The sequence below is a fragment of the Leptospirillum ferrooxidans C2-3 genome, from assembly GCF_000284315.1.
Classification (GTDB): domain Bacteria; phylum Nitrospirota; class Leptospirillia; order Leptospirillales; family Leptospirillaceae; genus Leptospirillum; species Leptospirillum ferrooxidans.
Genome location: NC_017094.1, coordinates 345980 through 363791 on the forward strand (window position 1 = coordinate 345980; position 17812 = coordinate 363791).

At 51.6% G+C, this 17812-nt stretch carries 15 protein-coding genes and 1 pseudogene; all 16 read left to right on the top strand.

Features of this window, described 5'->3' with window-relative positions; translation table 11 throughout:
* Positions 1-66 precede the first annotated feature (66 nt).
* Positions 67-1017 (top strand): DUF2971 domain-containing protein, encoded by a 951-nt coding sequence (locus tag LFE_RS01780; RefSeq protein WP_014448566.1) that lies wholly within the window; start codon positions 67-69, stop codon positions 1015-1017.
* Positions 1014-1412 carry a nucleotidyltransferase substrate binding protein gene (locus LFE_RS01785; protein WP_014448567.1) on the top strand — a complete coding sequence of 133 codons (399 nt, stop codon included), beginning with the start codon at positions 1014-1016 and terminating at the stop codon, positions 1410-1412. Before LFE_RS01780 ends, LFE_RS01785 begins: the two co-directional genes overlap by 4 nt.
* Complete coding sequence (locus LFE_RS13520; RefSeq protein WP_014448568.1) at positions 1402-3015, top strand: restriction endonuclease subunit S; 1614 nt, start codon at positions 1402-1404, stop codon at positions 3013-3015. The genes LFE_RS01785 and LFE_RS13520 overlap by 11 nt, the downstream gene beginning before the upstream one ends.
* Positions 3016-3077: 62 nt before the next feature.
* Positions 3078-3728 carry a DUF4145 domain-containing protein gene (locus LFE_RS01795; protein WP_014448569.1) on the top strand — a complete coding sequence of 217 codons (651 nt, stop codon included), beginning with the start codon at positions 3078-3080 and terminating at the stop codon, positions 3726-3728.
* A 311-nt stretch (positions 3729-4039) separates the two neighbouring features.
* The gene (locus LFE_RS01800; protein ID WP_014448570.1) at positions 4040-4264 is read left to right on the top strand and encodes a type II toxin-antitoxin system RelB/DinJ family antitoxin; all 225 of its coding nucleotides are present in this window, start codon (positions 4040-4042) and stop codon (positions 4262-4264) included.
* A 141-nt stretch (positions 4265-4405) separates the two neighbouring features.
* Positions 4406-4708: pseudogene (locus LFE_RS01805) on the top strand (type II toxin-antitoxin system RelE/ParE family toxin).
* Positions 4683-5003, top strand: coding sequence for a helix-turn-helix domain-containing protein (locus LFE_RS01810; RefSeq protein ID WP_014448573.1), 321 nt, complete (start codon positions 4683-4685; stop codon positions 5001-5003). The pseudogene LFE_RS01805 and the gene LFE_RS01810 overlap by 26 nt, the downstream one beginning before the upstream one ends.
* A 55-nt stretch (positions 5004-5058) precedes the next feature.
* Positions 5059-8127, top strand: a complete 3069-nt coding sequence (locus LFE_RS01815) for a type I restriction endonuclease subunit R (RefSeq protein ID WP_014448574.1) — start codon at positions 5059-5061, stop codon at positions 8125-8127.
* Positions 8128-8850: 723 nt separating this feature from the next.
* Positions 8851-10077, top strand: a complete 1227-nt coding sequence (locus LFE_RS01825) for an SIR2 family protein (RefSeq protein WP_014448575.1) — start codon at positions 8851-8853, stop codon at positions 10075-10077.
* A 556-nt stretch (positions 10078-10633) separates the two neighbouring features.
* Positions 10634-10927: a helix-turn-helix transcriptional regulator gene (locus LFE_RS01830; RefSeq protein ID WP_014448576.1), complete on the top strand. Its 294-nt coding sequence runs from the start codon at positions 10634-10636 to the stop codon at positions 10925-10927.
* Positions 10924-12459: a hypothetical protein gene (locus LFE_RS01835; protein ID WP_014448577.1), complete on the top strand. Its 1536-nt coding sequence runs from the start codon at positions 10924-10926 to the stop codon at positions 12457-12459. Before LFE_RS01830 ends, LFE_RS01835 begins: the two co-directional genes overlap by 4 nt.
* A gap of 139 nt (positions 12460-12598) precedes the next feature.
* Complete coding sequence (locus LFE_RS01840) at positions 12599-13672, top strand: toprim domain-containing protein (protein WP_158310226.1); 1074 nt, start codon at positions 12599-12601, stop codon at positions 13670-13672.
* Between the two features lie 132 nt (positions 13673-13804).
* A complete protein-coding gene (locus LFE_RS01845) occupies positions 13805-14005 on the top strand; it encodes a hypothetical protein (RefSeq protein WP_014448579.1) in 201 nt (66 codons plus the stop codon).
* Positions 14006-14396: 391 nt separating this feature from the next.
* Positions 14397-14699: a plasmid mobilization protein gene (locus tag LFE_RS01850; protein ID WP_014448580.1), complete on the top strand. Its 303-nt coding sequence runs from the start codon at positions 14397-14399 to the stop codon at positions 14697-14699.
* On the top strand, positions 14696-15577 hold the full coding sequence (locus LFE_RS01855; protein ID WP_014448581.1) for a relaxase family protein: 882 nt from the start codon (positions 14696-14698) through the stop codon (positions 15575-15577). Before LFE_RS01850 ends, LFE_RS01855 begins: the two co-directional genes overlap by 4 nt.
* The gene (locus LFE_RS01860) at positions 15570-17636 is read left to right on the top strand and encodes a type IV secretion system DNA-binding domain-containing protein (protein ID WP_014448582.1); all 2067 of its coding nucleotides are present in this window, start codon (positions 15570-15572) and stop codon (positions 17634-17636) included. Before LFE_RS01855 ends, LFE_RS01860 begins: the two co-directional genes overlap by 8 nt.
* The last annotated feature ends 176 nt before the right edge of the window (positions 17637-17812 follow it).

The window sequence follows — 17812 nt, forward strand, 5'->3', positions numbered from 1 at the left end:
TGGCTTTCTCTTTCCTGAGTAGCGCTAGTCAGGGTCTCTTTTAAGCTTCTTCAGGGGAGGTGAATCGTGGACCCGAATATGAAAGAGTGTGCTTCCCAAGGAAACATTTATCGTTATTTTTCCTTTAATGAACAAGATCGGTGCGATTTGGAGAAGTTTGCGACATGGGCGGCGGCGGATCCACCCCAAAAAGAGACTCTCCTAAACTATCTGAATCTGATCGGCCATAAGAAAAATCATAGGCTGGTCTATCTTTTGACAAATAAAAAGCTTTATCGCACGACTCCTTCTGGCTTTAACGATCCCTACGATTGTCTCGTCGAATTTGACCCAAAAGTTAAAGATACCGATCTATTAAAATGGTTTCGCTTGTACCATGGGAATCAAGCATTCGATTCAGAGGAGTGGCAGAACTGTAGGGGAAAACTCGGGGGCCGGGCAGAGGAATACCTCACAAACAATAATTCTATTGATCCTGAACATAGGCAACCGATCATTGATCTCCTCAAGTTCACCCTCCAAAAACTTGTGAATCGTTCTCGTGTTGTCTGTTTTTCAGAGAAAGGGAACAATCTTCTCATGTGGGCTCATTACGCTGGTAAACATGAAGGATATTGCCTTAAGTTTTGTTCTGAAATCTTGAAAAGCAAGAACAAATTGATCGGCTTCTACCCTATAGAATATTCAGATTCGCGCCCGTTAATCAACCTAAGCGGAAATGAAATTAATAACATGAAATTGGCACAAAAGATTCTTCTTTCCAAAAGTAACCATTGGAAATATGAAGAAGAAGTTCGCCTTATTTGGAACAATCGAGAAGAATATTTTGATTTCCAGGTGGAATCCCTTACAGGAATTGTTTTTGGTGCAAAAATGCCGCTAGAGTGTCAAAAAGGGTTTCAATTCTTGGTTGAAACTTTGAATGAATCAGACACCGGTATAAAGATTGAATGTGCCGAGCTTGACCCTAGAAAATATGAAGTGAACTTACGAGCTTTCAACAAGGAATCGTCATGAACTCCCTAAATCTTGAGCCTTTGGAAAAAGCTATTGAACAATTGAGATCGGGGATAAAGCAGAGCCTTGCCGATCCAGACAACGAGCTTCTCCGGGACGGTGTAATCCAGCGGTTTGAATACACCATGGATCTCTCCTGGAAAATGATCCAGCGTTATCTCAAGCATATCGCCCAAGTGGAGGAAAGCGCGATTCGGACCAAAAAGGATCTGTTCCGGGAAGCTGGTCGGCTTCAAATCATAATGGACCCCGAAGCATGGCTCGAACACTATGAGGCCCGCAATGAAACCTCGCACACATACGATTCCCAAACGGCAGAAGCGGTGTTTGTCCGAGCCGAATTATTCCTTCCCGACGCAATCAGCCTACTGGAAACCTTAAGACATGCCACTTGACATACGTCCAGACCACCTGGAGATTGTCCTGGAAATCCTGAACCGGGTGATTCCTGGCCGGGAAGTATGGGCATTTGGGTCTCGTGCAACATGGACCGCTCGGGATACCTCGGACCTCGATCTGGCCGTGATTGGAGAGACCTCCCTGGATTTCAAAACGTTAGCCGCCTTGAGGGACGCTTTCAGCGAATCCAATATCCCTTACAAAGTGGACGTGGTGGATTGGGCAAACATTAGTGAAACGTTCAGGGAGATTATCCGTAAAGATAAGGTCGTGATCCAAAAAAGGATTGTCAATGGGGCTGGTTACAAAAATCGATATGAGGGGCTTCAAGGCAGCAACCCTTTAGAGGAATGGATCTCTTGTAAACTCTGTGAGGCTTGCCGTTCAATTGATTACGGACTCACTGCTTCTGCGGTCGACACCCCTGTTGGCCCTCGATTCTTACGGATTACAGATATCGTGAGTGGGGAGGTTAACTGGAAATCTGTTCCCTATGTTTCGGTCAATGAATGCTCGGCGCATAAATATCGGCTCGATAGTGGCGATATTGTGATTGCTCGAACGGGGGCCTCAACAGGTGCAAGTGCGTACATTAATAATCCGCCGCCTGCGGTATTTGCTTCTTATCTTGTACGTCTTAAGGCCAAGCCTGAGTTTGATAGCCGGTTTCTTGCATACTATCTCAGGAGTAATGACTTTTGGTCATTTATTCGTGGCGTTCTTGGTGATAAATCGGCCCAACCAAATGCAAGTGCATGGACCATGACGCAAGCACCGCTCAAAGCACCAAGAGACAAAAATATTCAACGCGCCATAGCCCACATTCTCGGCACCCTCGACGACAAGATCGAACTCAACCGTCGCATGAACGAAACTCTGGAAGCAATGGCCCAAGCGCTCTTCAAGTCCTGGTTCGTGGACTTCGATCCTGTCAGAGCCAAGGTGGAAGGAAGACCCACGGGACTGCCCAAGGAGATCGAAGACTTGTTCCCGGATAGTTTTGAGGATTCGGAACTGGGGGAGATTCCAAGGGGGTGGAAATTAACTACTCTGAGTTCTGTGATAAATATTTTTGATTCAAAACGTGTTCCATTATCAAGTAATGAGCGAGCCAAACATAAAGGTAAATACCCTTATTATGGTGCAACTGGAATTCTTGATTACGTTGACCACTATCTGTTTGAGGGGGTCCATATTTTGGTTGGAGAAGACGGCTCAGTGATCAACAATAAGGATCAGACTCCAGTAACCCAATATGTGTGGGGAAAGTTTTGGGTAAGCAATCATGCTCATGTATTGACTGGTAAACAAGGTGTTTCAAGCGAACACCTTCTGTTGTTTTTGCAACAAGCAGACATTGGTTCTTTCGTGACTGGGGCAGTTCAGCCAAAACTCAATCAATCCAACCTTTGCCAGATTCCATTCGTAATGTCACCTATGTTGCTTGCTGAGGCTTTTGGGAAGATAGTTTCACGATTTTATTCATTTGTTCGAAGAAATTCAGAAGAGGTACTTTCTTTAACACAACTGCGCGATACGCTTCTCCCCAAACTCCTCTCTGGAGAAATTCGAGTTTCAAACGCCGGAAGATTTTTTTGAGTAGGTTCTTTGACAAATTTACTTTGATTTGAGGTTTTAGGAATTGTTTCAAGGAGGGTCCATTGGAAACACCATACAAAGAACCTGAATTCAATAAGAGTGCGTTTAATTGCCCATTTTGTGGTGCTTATGCCCAATTTAAGTGGGTGCAGTTAGCGATTGGGTACCAAGGGGGGTACCGAGAAGAAATTGGTGGTCATGCTGCTGCCAAATGTTCTCATTGTGATAAATGGACTCTTTGGGCAAGTGGAGAAGGATATGAAGTCACTCTTGTATTTCCAAAAAAACTCATTAGTCCGCTTCCTTCGCCAGATATGCCAGCAGAATGTCTTGAAGATTTTGGAGAGGCCAGAAGGGTCTGTCCGGACTCTCCGAGGTCAGCGGCAGCATTATTACGTCTTATAGTTGGAAAACTATGTAAGTCCTTTGGGGAATCCGGCGAAAATATCAATGAAGACATTAAAAGGCTGGTGAAAAATGGATTAGACCCTGGAATACAAAAAGCTCTTGATATCGTTCGAGTGACTGGGAATCATGCAATTCACCCAGGAGAAATGAATGTTGAGGATAATCCTGAGGTAGCCACCAAATTATTTCACTTGGTCAATATGATTGTGCAAGAAATGATTACTAAACCGAATGAATTGAAAGAATTGTATGAGAAACTCCCCGAAAGAGACCGTAATAACATACAAAAAAGGGATAATAAGTAGCCTTCTCGAAGAAGAAGCTGACCTCTACCATATCGTCTTTGGCTTCTTTGATAATGTTAAATTTCCCAAATCCACTTGTCGCCCTTCTTATTTTGCTCGTATTCCTCTCATTGAGATACAAAGTGTCTCATAAATGAACCTAATTAGCACGATCCTTCAGCTAGACGGAGTCAATTTCCAAGAGGGGCCGAGTTTCAAGGCGGCCGTAAGTAGACGCATGAGCAAGGCCATGAGCCGAAAGCCCCGCCTGGAGCTATCCGCAGGGTCTGGCTGAAGGATAGTGCTAATCAGGTAAATGAATGGAGACCGATATGGCGAATAGTACCATGATCCATGTTCGCATTGACGAACGAATCAAGACGGAAGCCACGGAAACGCTGTCGGCCATGGGATTGTCTGAATCCGACGCGGTGCGCGTGTTCCTGTTGCGTATCATTGCCGAAAGGCAACTAGCGTTCGAGCTAAAGGTGCCCAACGCCACCACCCGTCGAGCCACGCAAGAAGCAGACGAGATTGTTCGGACAAAAGGTGCCTGAAGGGAGCCATGACCAAGTTCTTTCAACCCATAGCACTTAGTGATACAATCTTTATGTGAAACGCATACTCCTGCTTCGGACGTTCGCGCGCTGGAAAAAAACGGGTTGTCGGACGGGGCTCTCGCTAAGGCTGTAGCCGAAATGGAGCAGGGGTTGATCGACGCGGATCTTGGCGGATACGTTTTCAAAAAGCGGGTGGCTTTTCCGGGACTGTGAAAACGCAGTGGCGTCCGGGTGATTGTGGCGACCAAAAAAGTTGACCGCTGGTTCTTCCTGTACGGATTTGGAAAAAACGAGCGAAACAATATCAGCGACAAGGAACTGGAAATCTTTCAGGAAATGGCCGTGGATCTTCTCAAGCTTAATGACCGGCAAGTGGACTTGGCCCTTTCCTCGGGAGAATTTGTGGAGGTGATTAATGAGACCAAAGAAAATCACCAATAGAATCGCAAGCGAAATGAAGGATACGGCGTCGGGATTGCACAGGATCGGGCTGATCGACAAGCGGCGAATGAACGAGTTGGAGGCGTTGACAACCCCCAGTATTTCCGAAATGACTCCCGAAAAGATCAAATCGTTGCGGGAAAAGGAACATGTCAGCCAAGCCGTGTTTGCGTCAGTGCTGAACACCAGTCTTTCGACCGTGCAGAAATGGGAGATCGGAGAAAAACGCCCAAGCGGTCCCTCCCTGAAGCTGTTGAGTCTTGTCGAGAGAAAGGGGCTTGCGGCAGTCTTATGATTGCTCAAGACAGAGACAATGGAAAGAACCGGAGTCCGTCCAAGGGGGGTGACCCATGACCGCCCTCACCGAATCCGACCTGGAACAGATCGTCCTCGGCTGGTTCGGCGAGCTGGGATACACGATCCTCCATGGCCCGGAGATCGCACCCGAAGCCAGCCTCTCCGAGCGTTCCTCGTACTCCGACCCGCTCCTCCCCGCCCACGTTCAAATTGCTCTTTCCCGTCTCAATCCCTCCCTTCCTCCCGAAGCTCTCGACGACGCCTTTCGAAAGCTCACCCGGATTGATTCTCCCACCCTGATCCAGCGCAATCATGCCTTCCACCGCTTTCTTGTGGAGGGGATCCCTGTCGAATACCGTACCCAGGACCGGATCGTCTCCGATTCTGCCCGGCTTTTTGACCTTGCCGATCTTGAAAACAACGACTGGCTGGTGGTCAACCAGTTCACCGTTGTGGAAGGACACCACAATCGGCGTCCCGATATCGTTGTCTTCGTGAACGGGATCCCTCTGGGGGTAATCGAGCTCAAGAATCCCGGAGACGAAAAGGCCACGATCTGGTCGGCCTTCAACCAGATCCAGACCTACAAGGAAGAGATCCCGTCCCTCTTTGCCTTCAATGAACTTCTCGTAATCTCGGACGGCTACGAGGCCCGGATCGGCTCTCTCTCCTCAAATAAGGAGCGCTTTGCTCCCTGGCGAACGATCGAGGGCGAGGAAGAAGCCCGAATGCGTCCCCCCATAGAGGTTCTGACAAAAGGCGTCTTCCGAAAAGAGCACCTCCTGGATCTTGTCTCCCACTTTGTTGTTTTCGAGGCGGAAACCGACGGGAGTCTGATCAAGAAACTGGCCGGATACCACCAGTTCCATGCCGTGAACAAGGCGGTTGAGACGACCTTGACGGCTTCCCGGCCAAAGGGAGACCGGAGGATCGGGGTGATCTGGCATACCCAGGGCTCCGGGAAGAGCCTCACCATGGTCTTCTATGCCGGGAAGGTCGTCCTTCACCCGGCCATGGAAAACCCCACTCTGTTAGTTCTCACCGACCGGAACGATCTCGACGGCCAACTGTTCGGGACCTTCTCCCGGTGCCAGGAGATTCTCCGCCAGACTCCCGTCCAGGCCGACGCACGGCAAAGACTCCGGGAGCTATTGCGGGTGGCCTCCGGTGGTGTGGTCTTTACGACGATCCAGAAGTTTTTCCCGGATCCGGAGAGGGACGGGGACACCTTCCCCAGGCTCTCGGACCGCCGGAATATTGTGGTGATCGCCGACGAAGCCCACCGAAGCCAGTACGACTTCATGGACGGCTTTGCCCGGCACATGCGGGACGCTCTTCCCAACGCTTCTTTTATCGGGTTCACGGGAACGCCGGTGGAGCTTTCTGACCGGAACACCAAGGCGATCTTCGGAGACTATATCAGCGTCTACGATATCCAGCGGGCCGTGGACGACGGAGCCACCGTCCCGATTTACTACGAATCCCGCCTGGCCAGGCTCGACCTTCCGGAGGCCGAGAAGCCCCATATCGACCAGGAATTCGAGGAGGTGACCGAGACCGAGGAGGAGGAGCGCAAGGAGAAGCTGAAATCCAAATGGGCGGCTCTTGAAGCGGTGGTCGGAACAGAAAAACGGATCGGGCTCATTGCCAAGGATATTGTCGACCATTTTGAAAAACGCCTGGAAGCCCTTGACGGCAAGGCCATGATCGTGGGCATGAGCCGCCGGATCTGTCTCGACCTCCACAAAGCCCTGATCACACTCCGTCCCGAGTGGTATGACAAGGACGACACAAAGGGAATTTTAAAGGTCGTCATGACGGGAAGCGCCACCGATCCGGTCGAATGGCAGGAGCATATCCGGAACAAGCCCCGGCGGGAAAAATTGGCCAACCGCTTCCGGAACCCCAACGATCCCTTCCGGATCGTGATCGTCCGGGACATGTGGCTCACGGGGTTTGACGCGCCGTCCCTTCACACCATGTACCTCGACAAGCCTATGCGGGGCCATGGTCTCATGCAGACGATCGCCCGGGTCAACCGGGTCTTCAAGGACAAGCCGGGCGGCCTGATCGTCGATTATCTGGGGATTGCCCATGAACTGAAGACCGCCATGGCGACCTACACCCAAAGCGGGGGAAGCGGAAAGCCCACCTTGGACCAGGACGACGCCGTGGCCGCTCTCTTGAAGCACTACGAGATCTGTTGCGGACTCTTCCATGGGTTCGACTGGAGTTCTGGAAAACAATCGCCCGAAAAACGCCTGTCCCTTCTGCCCTTTGCCCAGGACCATATTCTGTCCCAGGAGAACGGTCAGAAGAGACTGGCCAAGGCGGTCTCCGACCTGTCCAAAGCGTTTGCCCTGGCGGTTCCGCACCCCAGGGGCATTGAAATCCGGGACGACGTGCGGTTCTTCCAGGAGGTCAACGCCGTTTTAACGAAGAGCGGTCCGTCCTCGGGGAGAGATCCGGGAGACATGGACCATGCGATCCGGCAGATCGTCTCGGGAGCAATCGTCTCGGAGGGGGTGATCGATATCTTCGAGGCGGCGGGACTCATGCGTCCCGACCTGTCGATCCTCTCCGAAGAATTTCTGGCCGACGTCCGGAATATGCCGCAGAAGAACCTGGCCGTGGAACTTCTGCGAAAGCTTCTCGACAACGAGATCAAAACCCGGTCACGGAAAAATGTCGTCCTGTCCCGGTCGTTTTCCGAAATGCTGGAAAAGACTTTGCGGGCCTATCACAACCGGGCGATCGAGACGGTCCAGGTCATTGAAGAGCTGATCACGCTGGCCGGAGAGATCCGGAAAGCCGAAAAACGGGGAGAGGACCTGGGGCTTTCGGAAGACGAAGTGGCCTTCTACGACGCCCTGGAGACGAACGACAGCGCGGTGAAGATCCTGGGGGACAAGGTTCTATGCGAGATCGCCCGGGAGCTGGTCCAGACGATCCGGAACAACGTGACGGTGGACTGGTCGATCCGGGAGGACAGACGGGCGCATATTAAGCGCCTGGTGAAGAGGATTCTCAAGAAGAACGGCTACCCTCCGGACAAGCAGGAGAAGGCGACGGAGACGGTATTGGAGCAGGCGGAGACATTGTGTCAGGATTGGGTGGCATGAGCTCAAATTCCCCTTCTCCTACAGACTGGACAAGCATACTGGCAAGCACATTGGGCGGAGGGATAGTCGGATTCTTGTCCTCCTTTCTGCTGGAACCAGCAAAAAGGAGATTTCTCAGACCCCAAATTCGAATCAACTTTCCTATAGAAGAAAAAACCAACCTGGAAGATCCGAGAACAACTCCTTTCCTGGTTTTTGTAGGTTCTCCCAACATTGGTGGGCATAAGATCGTAGTCCGCGCCAAAGTAGAAAATCTTTCGAAGTCCTTTTCAGCCGAAAGGTGTCGTGTCTACCTGACAAGAATCGAACAAAGAGCAAATAGAGAAGAAAGTTGGAGACAAACGGATTATAACGAAATTAATCAGGTCGCATGGTCGGAAAATTCTTTTGGGTTCGAAGAAGTCGACCTTTACCCTGAAACCGAAAGATCTTTTGATTTTCTTGAGATAGTGGCTTCACACCAGATCAATATTCGGACCAAACAACCTCACCCGAGTTTTTCGTATCTATTTCCATTCCCAATTCCGCAGTACCGGGAGTGGAGGCTTCATTTTCAGATCGCAGGAGAAAACTTCACACCGAAGCCGTTTCACGTAACGATCATTGGTCTTTGGGAAGAGAAAATCAAAGGCAATCCTGCCTGGAAAGTACTTGTCAACGGCTGCAATATTGATTTCAATGCGATTTTTAGGCGAAACCCCATAGAAGGAGTTTTTACCTAACATGGACATTGAATTCCACAACGACCACAACGTTTATATCCTTGGAGCTGGCTTCTCCTATGAGGCGGGATACCCTCTTGTCCGGAACTTCATGGACAAAATGAAAGAGGCCGCAAGTTGGCAAAAAGATCACTCCCAAGAAACGAAAGAAATAGAAGCCGTTCTGAAGTTTCGACTCGAAGCTGCTGCCGCGGCATATCGTATACAGTTTGACCCAGAAAACATAGAAGATCTGTTCAGCTTGAGTGCTGCCAAAGGAGGTTCCGACGAGACGACAAACCGCAATGTGATCATTGCAATTGCTGAAACACTGGAGTATTGCCGAAACAAAAAAGTTGATAGAGAAGTGATTTTTTTTGGTGCTCCTAACCCTCTACCAAAGGGATTTTCCCTGGACAATCTAGAAAATCCAGCAAATCTCACAATAGATAAGTTCAAATTCTATGTGGGACTTATGTCCGGTGTATGGGGAGAGACCCCTTATAAGGACAATACGTTCATAACATTCAACTATGATCTTTTGCTGGAAGAAGCGCTTCAAGAATGGGCAATACCGTTCCGGTATGACGGATTGCATGGATATGAGATTCCAGAGCTGCCAAACTTTGACGACTCTGCGAGGAGCATTCAAGAAAATGAAGAGGAAGAGAATGTTGTATCTATCCTCAAACTTCATGGGTCCGTGAATTGGGCATTGACAGGATTATCGCCAAACAGCCCTATCAAGAAATACATAGGGATCAAGGGTGTGGTTAAGGTCTATGGAGATTTTATAAAAAAAGAAATGCTAGGTTCTCAAGCCCTTCTGCTGGCGCCCCCAGTCTGGGACAAGGGAACCGCCAAGGTAGGACACCCTTTGGTGGGTGTCTGGTCGAATGCGATCAAAAAGCTTCAAACGGCGACACGGATAATCGTCATAGGGTATTCACTGCCCTTGGCAGACGCACATTTCAGATATCTCATGGCGGCTGGATTGCAAAACAATATTTCCTTAAGAGAAATTGTTTTCGTCAATCCTGCATTAAAAGAAGGCGATTCAGATAAAGAGGCTTTAGAATCAAGGATATTTAGCGTTTTCCGTAAAGATCTCAAAGAAAAAGGAATCTTAAAACTTCTCCCCTACACTATAGAGCAGTTTCTACTTTCTTTCGAAGACGCCAGGGCAGTATTGGGTAGGGAGGTGGGAGTTAGACGTGGAATCAGAGTCCTCTCAAAACCAGGATTTTGACATGAAATCTTTGAAAAGGGGATTCATTGATTAGATTTCTCGTAACTACTCAGGTGGGTGTTAATCTCTGCCAATCACGCAACCACAGATATTTATAAATAGATCGGCGGCGATTGAGGTGTGGAATTATTTGAATGCAACGCATTTCCGAGCGCTTTTCTCCATGGAATCCACTAAATGTAGTGAGTATTCGGGGCATTGTCCCTAAATGTTGTACCTGAGTAGTTACGATTTCTCATACATGTGAACTCAACCCAAAAAATCTGCTATACTGATTTCAGTAACATAAAGTTAAAAATAAAAAGTCAAAAATAAAATCAAAGTCTCCTTCCGAGACCTCCAAAAGTTGTCAACGTGGCGCACTTCCCTTTCACGAAGAGGGGTGTGTGCTAGGTTGTACAACATTCTAAAAATAAATCACAAAACCCAAATAAGACAGAACCCGCTCAGCCCATGTAAACAGGCACGTGGATCCCTGTGTGCTTTTTCTGTCCCAAAAATAAAACCAAAAAAGGAGGTGATATGCCTGGAATCTGATATTTGTAGGAGTTTCCCAATGGAAGCACTGTTGACCGCTAAAGACCTTGCGAAAATTTTACGTTACACCGAATTGTCGATTTATAACCTCGCTTCAACCCGCCCGCACTCTTTGCCACCTGCGGTCCGACTGGGCCGAAGTTTGCGCTGGCACCCGAAAGTCGTGGAATCCTGGATCGACCGGAAAGCCGGATTGCCGACGTCTTCCGACACCACGCCAGAACCTGGACCTACCCCGAAAAAACGAGGGCGTCCCACCAAAGGGGAAGCCGCGGCAAAAGCGGCCCTAAAAGCGGCGGGAGGTGCGAAATGAACCTCCTGAATAATACGCGCGCGCGAGAAGAGGCCACCGAGGAGGTAGAGAAATCTTGGGAATCGTTCGGGTTTATCCCACTTGGTGTATCCGCAGGGAATCCCATAGTTTTTGATACCACAAGCCAGGCGATCCTTGATATATCGAAAACACCCGCTTCGACAGGGAAGCTCGGAGAAGCTGCTCTGATAGCGTTTGGAGGCATGCGAACCAGCGAGAAGGGAAAGGCTTTAGGACCAGATTGGGAAAAAGCCTTTTTCTACTTGCAGGAAGTTTGCCGTGCTAAAGGGGCTTTTTATCAGGAACATACCCGGGGTCCAGGTCTCTGGCTTGAAGGCGATTGTCCAAAGTACCACGACGGAAAAAAATTCGAGAAAACGGATCATTGCTATATCGGGGACCCGAAGGGGTTTGTCGCACCACAAGAAGGAAATCTTCTCGAATATGCCCAGGTCTTTTTTATCGAACTGTACCAGGCTTACGGAAAGGACACCGCCTTTGCACTTCTTGGTTTTGTCGTGTCTGCCCTGTCCGGAGGATCGATCGCGTGGCGCTCTCATATCTGGATCACCGGACAGAGAGGTGTCGGTAAAACTACGGTGTGGAAAATCCTGAAGGAAATCTTTGACGGGCATGCTGTGGCCGTAGAAGGTCGGTCGTCTGCTGCAGGGATCCGTCAGCAGGTAAAAGCAAGTTCCCGACCGATTCTCATTGACGAAGCCGAACCCAAGTCCATGAGAGGGGAAGGGCAAGGTCTCCTCATGTTGGCCCGCTCCAGTTCCTCGGGCTCGGAACAGGTGCTCGGTACACCTGACGGACGTGGGTTCTCTTTTCGGCTAACCTCTTCGTTTTGCTTCGGGTCGATCAACCCACCCGACCTGAATGCTGCCGACGCGAGCCGGTTCCATGTGATCAAGCTTTCCCGCAGACAGGGCGGACGTGAACCTAGGTTTCCGAAAAGCTTTCTTGCACGGTTTGGGAAGATCATTCTCCATGAGCTGATCCATGATCACGCTCGTCTTTTAGTCGCAATCGAAAGTGCGAAGGGGCGTTTGGGGCAGGCTGAAGAGCGTCTGAAGGATACGGTCGGAACGCTTGTCGGGAGCGCCACCTTCGCTATGCCAACTTTGGCTGGCGTGGACTTTTGCTACGACGGGAGTGCATTTACCCAAGACGACGCGGAGGACATGCTCCATAAGATCCTGTACGCACAAATTAAAGCAGGGCTATCCGTTTCCATGTCACTTACTGGTTCTGCGGAAAGGAAGGCAGCGGAAGCCTACGGAATAAAGATCGTCGAAAGCGACAACAGCCGGTTCTTATTCATTGGGAGCACAAACGATTCACTTAAGAAGATCGCTGGCGTGGTTGGAAACTATGCCGAAGTGCTGGCCAGACTCCCCGGAGCAAAAAAAAGCCACAAAGCCAAGGTAGGGGGCACTTCAATTCGGGGTGTGGCGATTCCCTTAGAGTGTTGCGGGATTGACGAGAACGAGGCAATTCAGAAAACCATGGAGGAGGTGCCATTCTGACAGGCTCCTCTTTCGGTTCCGGAGGTTCCGGTTGGTTCCACCGACTCTGGAACCATTTTTATCCTGAATTGTAGCCATAATATCAATATGGTTCCACAGTTCCAGAGAAAGAGAGAGATACATAATGGGAAAAATCCCAATGCTCGTGTCTATCTTCGAAAAAAGTGGAACCACAGAAAGGAAGAAAAAAATCAGTATCGGTCCATTCTTTAAAAACAAAAAGCGGTTCCACCTGAAACTGGAACCAGAGGAAAACAAGCTGGAAGGAAGAAGCTTCTACTACAAAAATTGCTACTACGGAAAAGAAAATCACACAAAACCGACTGCGTGCGGCTCTGGCTTGGCCGATCGTATGTGGGTTGTCGCTATTCGGGGAGACAACATGGAGGAAGGCATGGGAGTTTTGGTAGATTCGGTCAGAAGTATTTCTCTTGAAATTGTTCTGGAGCGTTTGGGCGCCGAGCGGGATAAAAAGGACAAGCACAACTGGAGAACACCTGTGGGTCGCATGACGGTCACCGGGCCGAAGTTCTTCAACCACGACAAGAGTACCGGCGGGGGCGGGGCAATCGACCTGGTCATGCACATTCTCCGGGTCGATTTTCGGGAGGCGGTCCGGGTCCTGGGCGGTGTTCCGGAGATTCCAAGACAATTGCCGACCGTTCTTCCTTCCGGGACTCCGGGGTCCAGGAGTCTTGTCCCCTTTCCGGTTCAGGAAAACTGGATCCACGTCCGGAACTATCTGACCCGAGTCCGGAAGCTCTCCGGGCACTTGGTGGATTCCCTGCACCGGGAAGGGACGCTCTATGCCGATAAATACAGGAATGCCGTCTTCCTCTCCGAAACGGGGAAGGGGGCCGAGCTCAGGGGAACGGGACCCGTCAGCTTTCATGGCTATCGGGGCGAGAAAGCCCCTTTCCGGCTTTCCGGGGTGGGAACGGATCTCTTTTTTGTGGAGTCGGCGATCGACGCCATGAGCCTCCGGGATCTTGCATTTCCCGGGACCATTCTTTCCTTCGGAGGGTGTGCCAAGGGACTGATCCAGAACTACGGACGCGAAGCACGGGAAAAAGGACTGAAGGTTTTGGCGGGCTTCGACAATGACCGGGCGGGGGAGTCGTTCTTCGAGGCCCTCAAGGAGTCCGTTCCCGAGGCAGGGAGAATCCTTCCCCAAGGAAAGGACTGGAACGAGGAACTCCTGAAGATTGCCTGATCTTCTTTTCCGTAGGAGAAGCTTCTTCTCGTCGACGGTCTGGAGGTGAAAGGGCTTGGCAAGAAACCTTCCTGCACTGTCGTACCTTTTTTGTCGTACAATGAGAACTGTGAAAGAGAGGAGGTGATAGACATGAAGCCAGACAGACAATCAATCCGGGAGATTCACGGGAATCTTCTTCTCAAGGTTTCCGGTGAGTATGCCCGACAACGGGCAGAAGCCGGCGTTCCTCTGGAGCAGTACCCGTTCTTCCTGGACGAAGAGGGAATGACTCGCCTGCCTGAGGACGTTAGAGAAAAAGCCCAAGCGTGGCTTTCGAAAAACAGAAGATAAAATCCGCCCAAGAGCGTATCCGATAAAATCCAAGACAAATTTCCCAAGCACCTGAAAACCAATTCCGAACTGAAAATCCAAAGCAAAAACTGAGCTAAGCCAGCATACGCCCTGTCTAGCGACAGTTCGTACCGTCGGCAGCTTGCGCCACCGACTTGCTGGCCAGAGGGGGAGCCCCCTGGACCCCCAGAAGCAGAGTCGCTCCTTCTCCCGGGATTCTTACCCGAGAGGTGGACGGCTCTGCCTTCCTTCGTCCTTTGTGCCTTTCGTCCGGGATTCGGAACCTTCGCGGGTTCCCAATCCCGGCACTGGCCTCTTGGCCCGGCACGTCAGTCCTCGAAGGCAATGAGCGTCCAGGGATTTGTTCAACCATTTTCTGATCGGAGGTTTTATGGATAGGAAGCGATTACTGACGGTGCGGTTTTCTGAAGAGGACTACGCCCGGATTGTCGAAAAGGCCCAACTTGCGGGCCGTCCTCTCTCCGTTCTGGTGCGGGACGCATTGGGACGAGTGAAGACTTGGACCGCCCAAGACCGGGCCGCCTTTCGGGAGAGAACTCTGGCCCACGCCCGGATTGGAGCCGCCTTGGGAGACATGGCCCGGTCGGTTCGGCAAAACCCGTCCGTTGCTCCTCGAATCATACCGGAGCTCCAGAAAATATACGACGTTCTTTTCAGGGAGACGCACCCATGATTGTCAAGCTTTTCCGCCGGGGGACCGGAAGGGGATCTGGCCCCGTCGACTACCTTCTCGGGGAGACGGACTCGAACGGAGAGCCCCGTCCCCACACGCCCGAGATTCTGTTCGGCGATCCGGACACGATCCGGGACGTGATCGACAGCCTGGACTTCCGGCACAAGTACACCTCCGGGGTGCTGAGCTTTGCGACCGAAGAGCGACCGAGCCCGTCCCAGCAGGAGCAGGTGATACGCGAATTCGAAGATCTGGCCTTTGCCGGGCTCTCCCGGGATCGGGTTCTTGTCCTCTGGGTCCGGCACACCGGCAAGGACGGACGGGTGGAACTCCATTTTGTTATTCCCAAGGTGGACCTTGTCACCGGAAAACAGTTCAATGCCTTTCCACCGGGGTGGCGGAAAGACTTCAAGGACTGGAAAAACATGACGAACCTCAGGAACGGGTGGGCCGATCCGGAGGACCCCAATCGTGCCCGGGTTCGCTCCCCCGGCGAGAATGAGTCCCCGTCCCGGAGCCGGGAGAAAGAGCGGCTGACAGATCTTCTGATCGTCCGTATTAAAGAGGGAAGGATTCACGACCGGAAGGGGGTGGTCGACGCTTTGAAGGAGCAAGGTTATGAGGTAGGACGATTGTCGGCAGATTACCTGTCGGTCAAAAAGCCTGGAGAAAAGCCACTTCGCTTGAAGGGGGGAATTTTTGCCGAGTCTTTTTCCCTGGAAGAGTCGGAAAAGGTCCGGACCGCCGACCGGGCGGAACGGCTGGGGAAGGCCATTCGGGGATCGGCCCTGGCCCGGGGACGCCGGGAGCGGCAGACCCAGGCGCGATACGAGACGGTGAGGGGGACAGAAATTCGGGAGAAGGTCAACAATGGCTGAATACATGGTCGATCTGAATTCCGGGTCTTCTGAAACCTCGACGGAAGGGAATTCCGGACCCAATCCGGAAGTCCAATCCCAGGCATTTCTTCCCCTCCCCGCGAAACGACCCAAGCGACTGAAATATAGACCTTCCGTAAAAGTTCCGGAAGAACGGGAAGGTCGGGACTGGAGCAGTGGGCTCTTGTTTTTCGTCGTGGTTTCGGCGGTCGTTTCCGGCGCATTGTGGTTTGGACTCTGGCACATTCCCGGACTGGCCCCTTGGCCCTTTCCTGCCACGGACGCCAAAGGGAACAATGTGTCTTTGGATCTATCCCTTCTTTGGATCCTCCATTTTTTTCACCTTGCTCCTTTCAACGGGTATGACTGGGACAGCGTGCGGCTCTGGCTCAGCAACCAAGGCTTCCTTTGGTCATTCGAAGGAATTCTGGCCCTGTCTCTGGGGAGCGGCCTTGTTGTGGGCACTTTCGCCTTTTTGGGAGTCTCCCGGGGGCGGCTGAAAAAAGTCCATGTTGTCGGAAAGCGGATATTCAACAGTGCCGCCGACGCAACCCGGGAACTACGGGGAGAGGTCGCCAAGTCGGGCCAGGGAATATCGATTCACCCTGACGTTCCGATCTCCCGGGATCGGGAAACCCGTCATTTCTTCGTTCTCGGGGCGATCGGATCCGGCAAGACCCAGGTCATATTTAACATATTGCAGTCGATCCTTCACCGAATGCGTTCCGGTCCGGAAGACCGTCTGATTCTCTACGACAACAAAAGTGACATTACCGCAGGACTTCCCGTTGCCGATTCGGAAATGATTCTCCTTGCGCCCTGGGACGCGCGGACCTGGGCGTGGGACGTGGGCAAGGATATCGAGAACGCCACCGACGCGGCGACCTTTGCCGAGAGGCTGATCCCGGAAAGCAAGGACAAATTCTGGTCGGAGGCTCCCCGTCAGATCGTCAAAGCCTGCATTCAACACCTTCAGACGACCCGTGGGACCGAATGGTCGTGGAAAGAATTGTCAAAAGCCCTGAACTCGCCGGAGACGATTCTGGGGGCGGTCATGCTGTATGCTCCGAATCTGGCCCCGGTCTTCGTCGGGGCGGGAGGGGGGCCGACCAGCACGGGAGCCAGTCTGCTGTCTTCAATGAATGCCTTTACAGGATCGATCGACGATCTGTGCCGGGCGTGGGACAATACCGATCCGTTCACCGGGCAGGAAATCGAACCGGGCCGGATCGTTCCCCGGATTTCTCTCCGAGAGTGGGCCCTGACCCCGGTCGTTTCCCGCCGGACGATCATTCTCCAGGGGAACAAGCGCTACCTGACCCTGGAACGGGCATATATTCAGGCCATTGTCAGCGCCTTTGGGGGGATCATGAATTCCCCCGAAATGCCGGATTCGAAGAGCCGCCGGATCTGGTTTCTCCTAGACGAATTTCCTCAACTCGGCAAGCTCGAACACTTCGCGCAATACTTGGAGGTGGGCCGTTCCAAGGGCTTGTGCGTTCTCCTCGGACTCCAGGATCTCTCCCAGCTCCGGGAGATTTATGGCCGGGAAACGGCGGACGTCTGGGCCGCAATTTGCGGGACGTATATCGTGTGCCGGAGCCAGGGCGTGGAAACGGTCCGGTGGCTGACCCAGTTTTTCGGAGAGAGGACCATAAGAACCCGACGGGTCTCTCTTTCGAACTCCGAGAAAGGTTTGAGAAAAACAATCACCGAGGTTGTCGAATCCGAACCTGTGGTGACGGGTCACGATCTCAATGGTCTGGGGGATAACAAGGGCACCAGTCCCGGGATCCTGGCCCTTCTGTCTCTCAATACCGGCCATGGGGTCTATCGCCTCGTGTGGCCGTATGTCACCCTTCCCAGGGTCCGGGAAAACCAGATCCCGGCGGGGTGGACGACCGCTTCGCCAAAAACGGCGCCGATTCCTCCCGAAATACGGAGAGAGTCCGGAAGGACCAAACGGAGAGGAAAAGGCGGAGAAAAAAAGAGCGAAGAGGAACCCTCGACCGGTCCCAATGACCAGGAATCCATTGATCCATTTTATGACGTCAGGTAAGAGCTTGACGCATGATCGATCCATGCTAGAATGAAAGCATTCCAGACGTTGTTGCCTCACGTCGTCTCGCCCTTTTCGGTCGCCGGGACAAAGCAGGCAAATTAACGCAAGTCAAAAAGCCAATCCAAAGAAAAAATCCCAAAGCAATCAAAAAAACACTGAAAGCCACGTGTAGG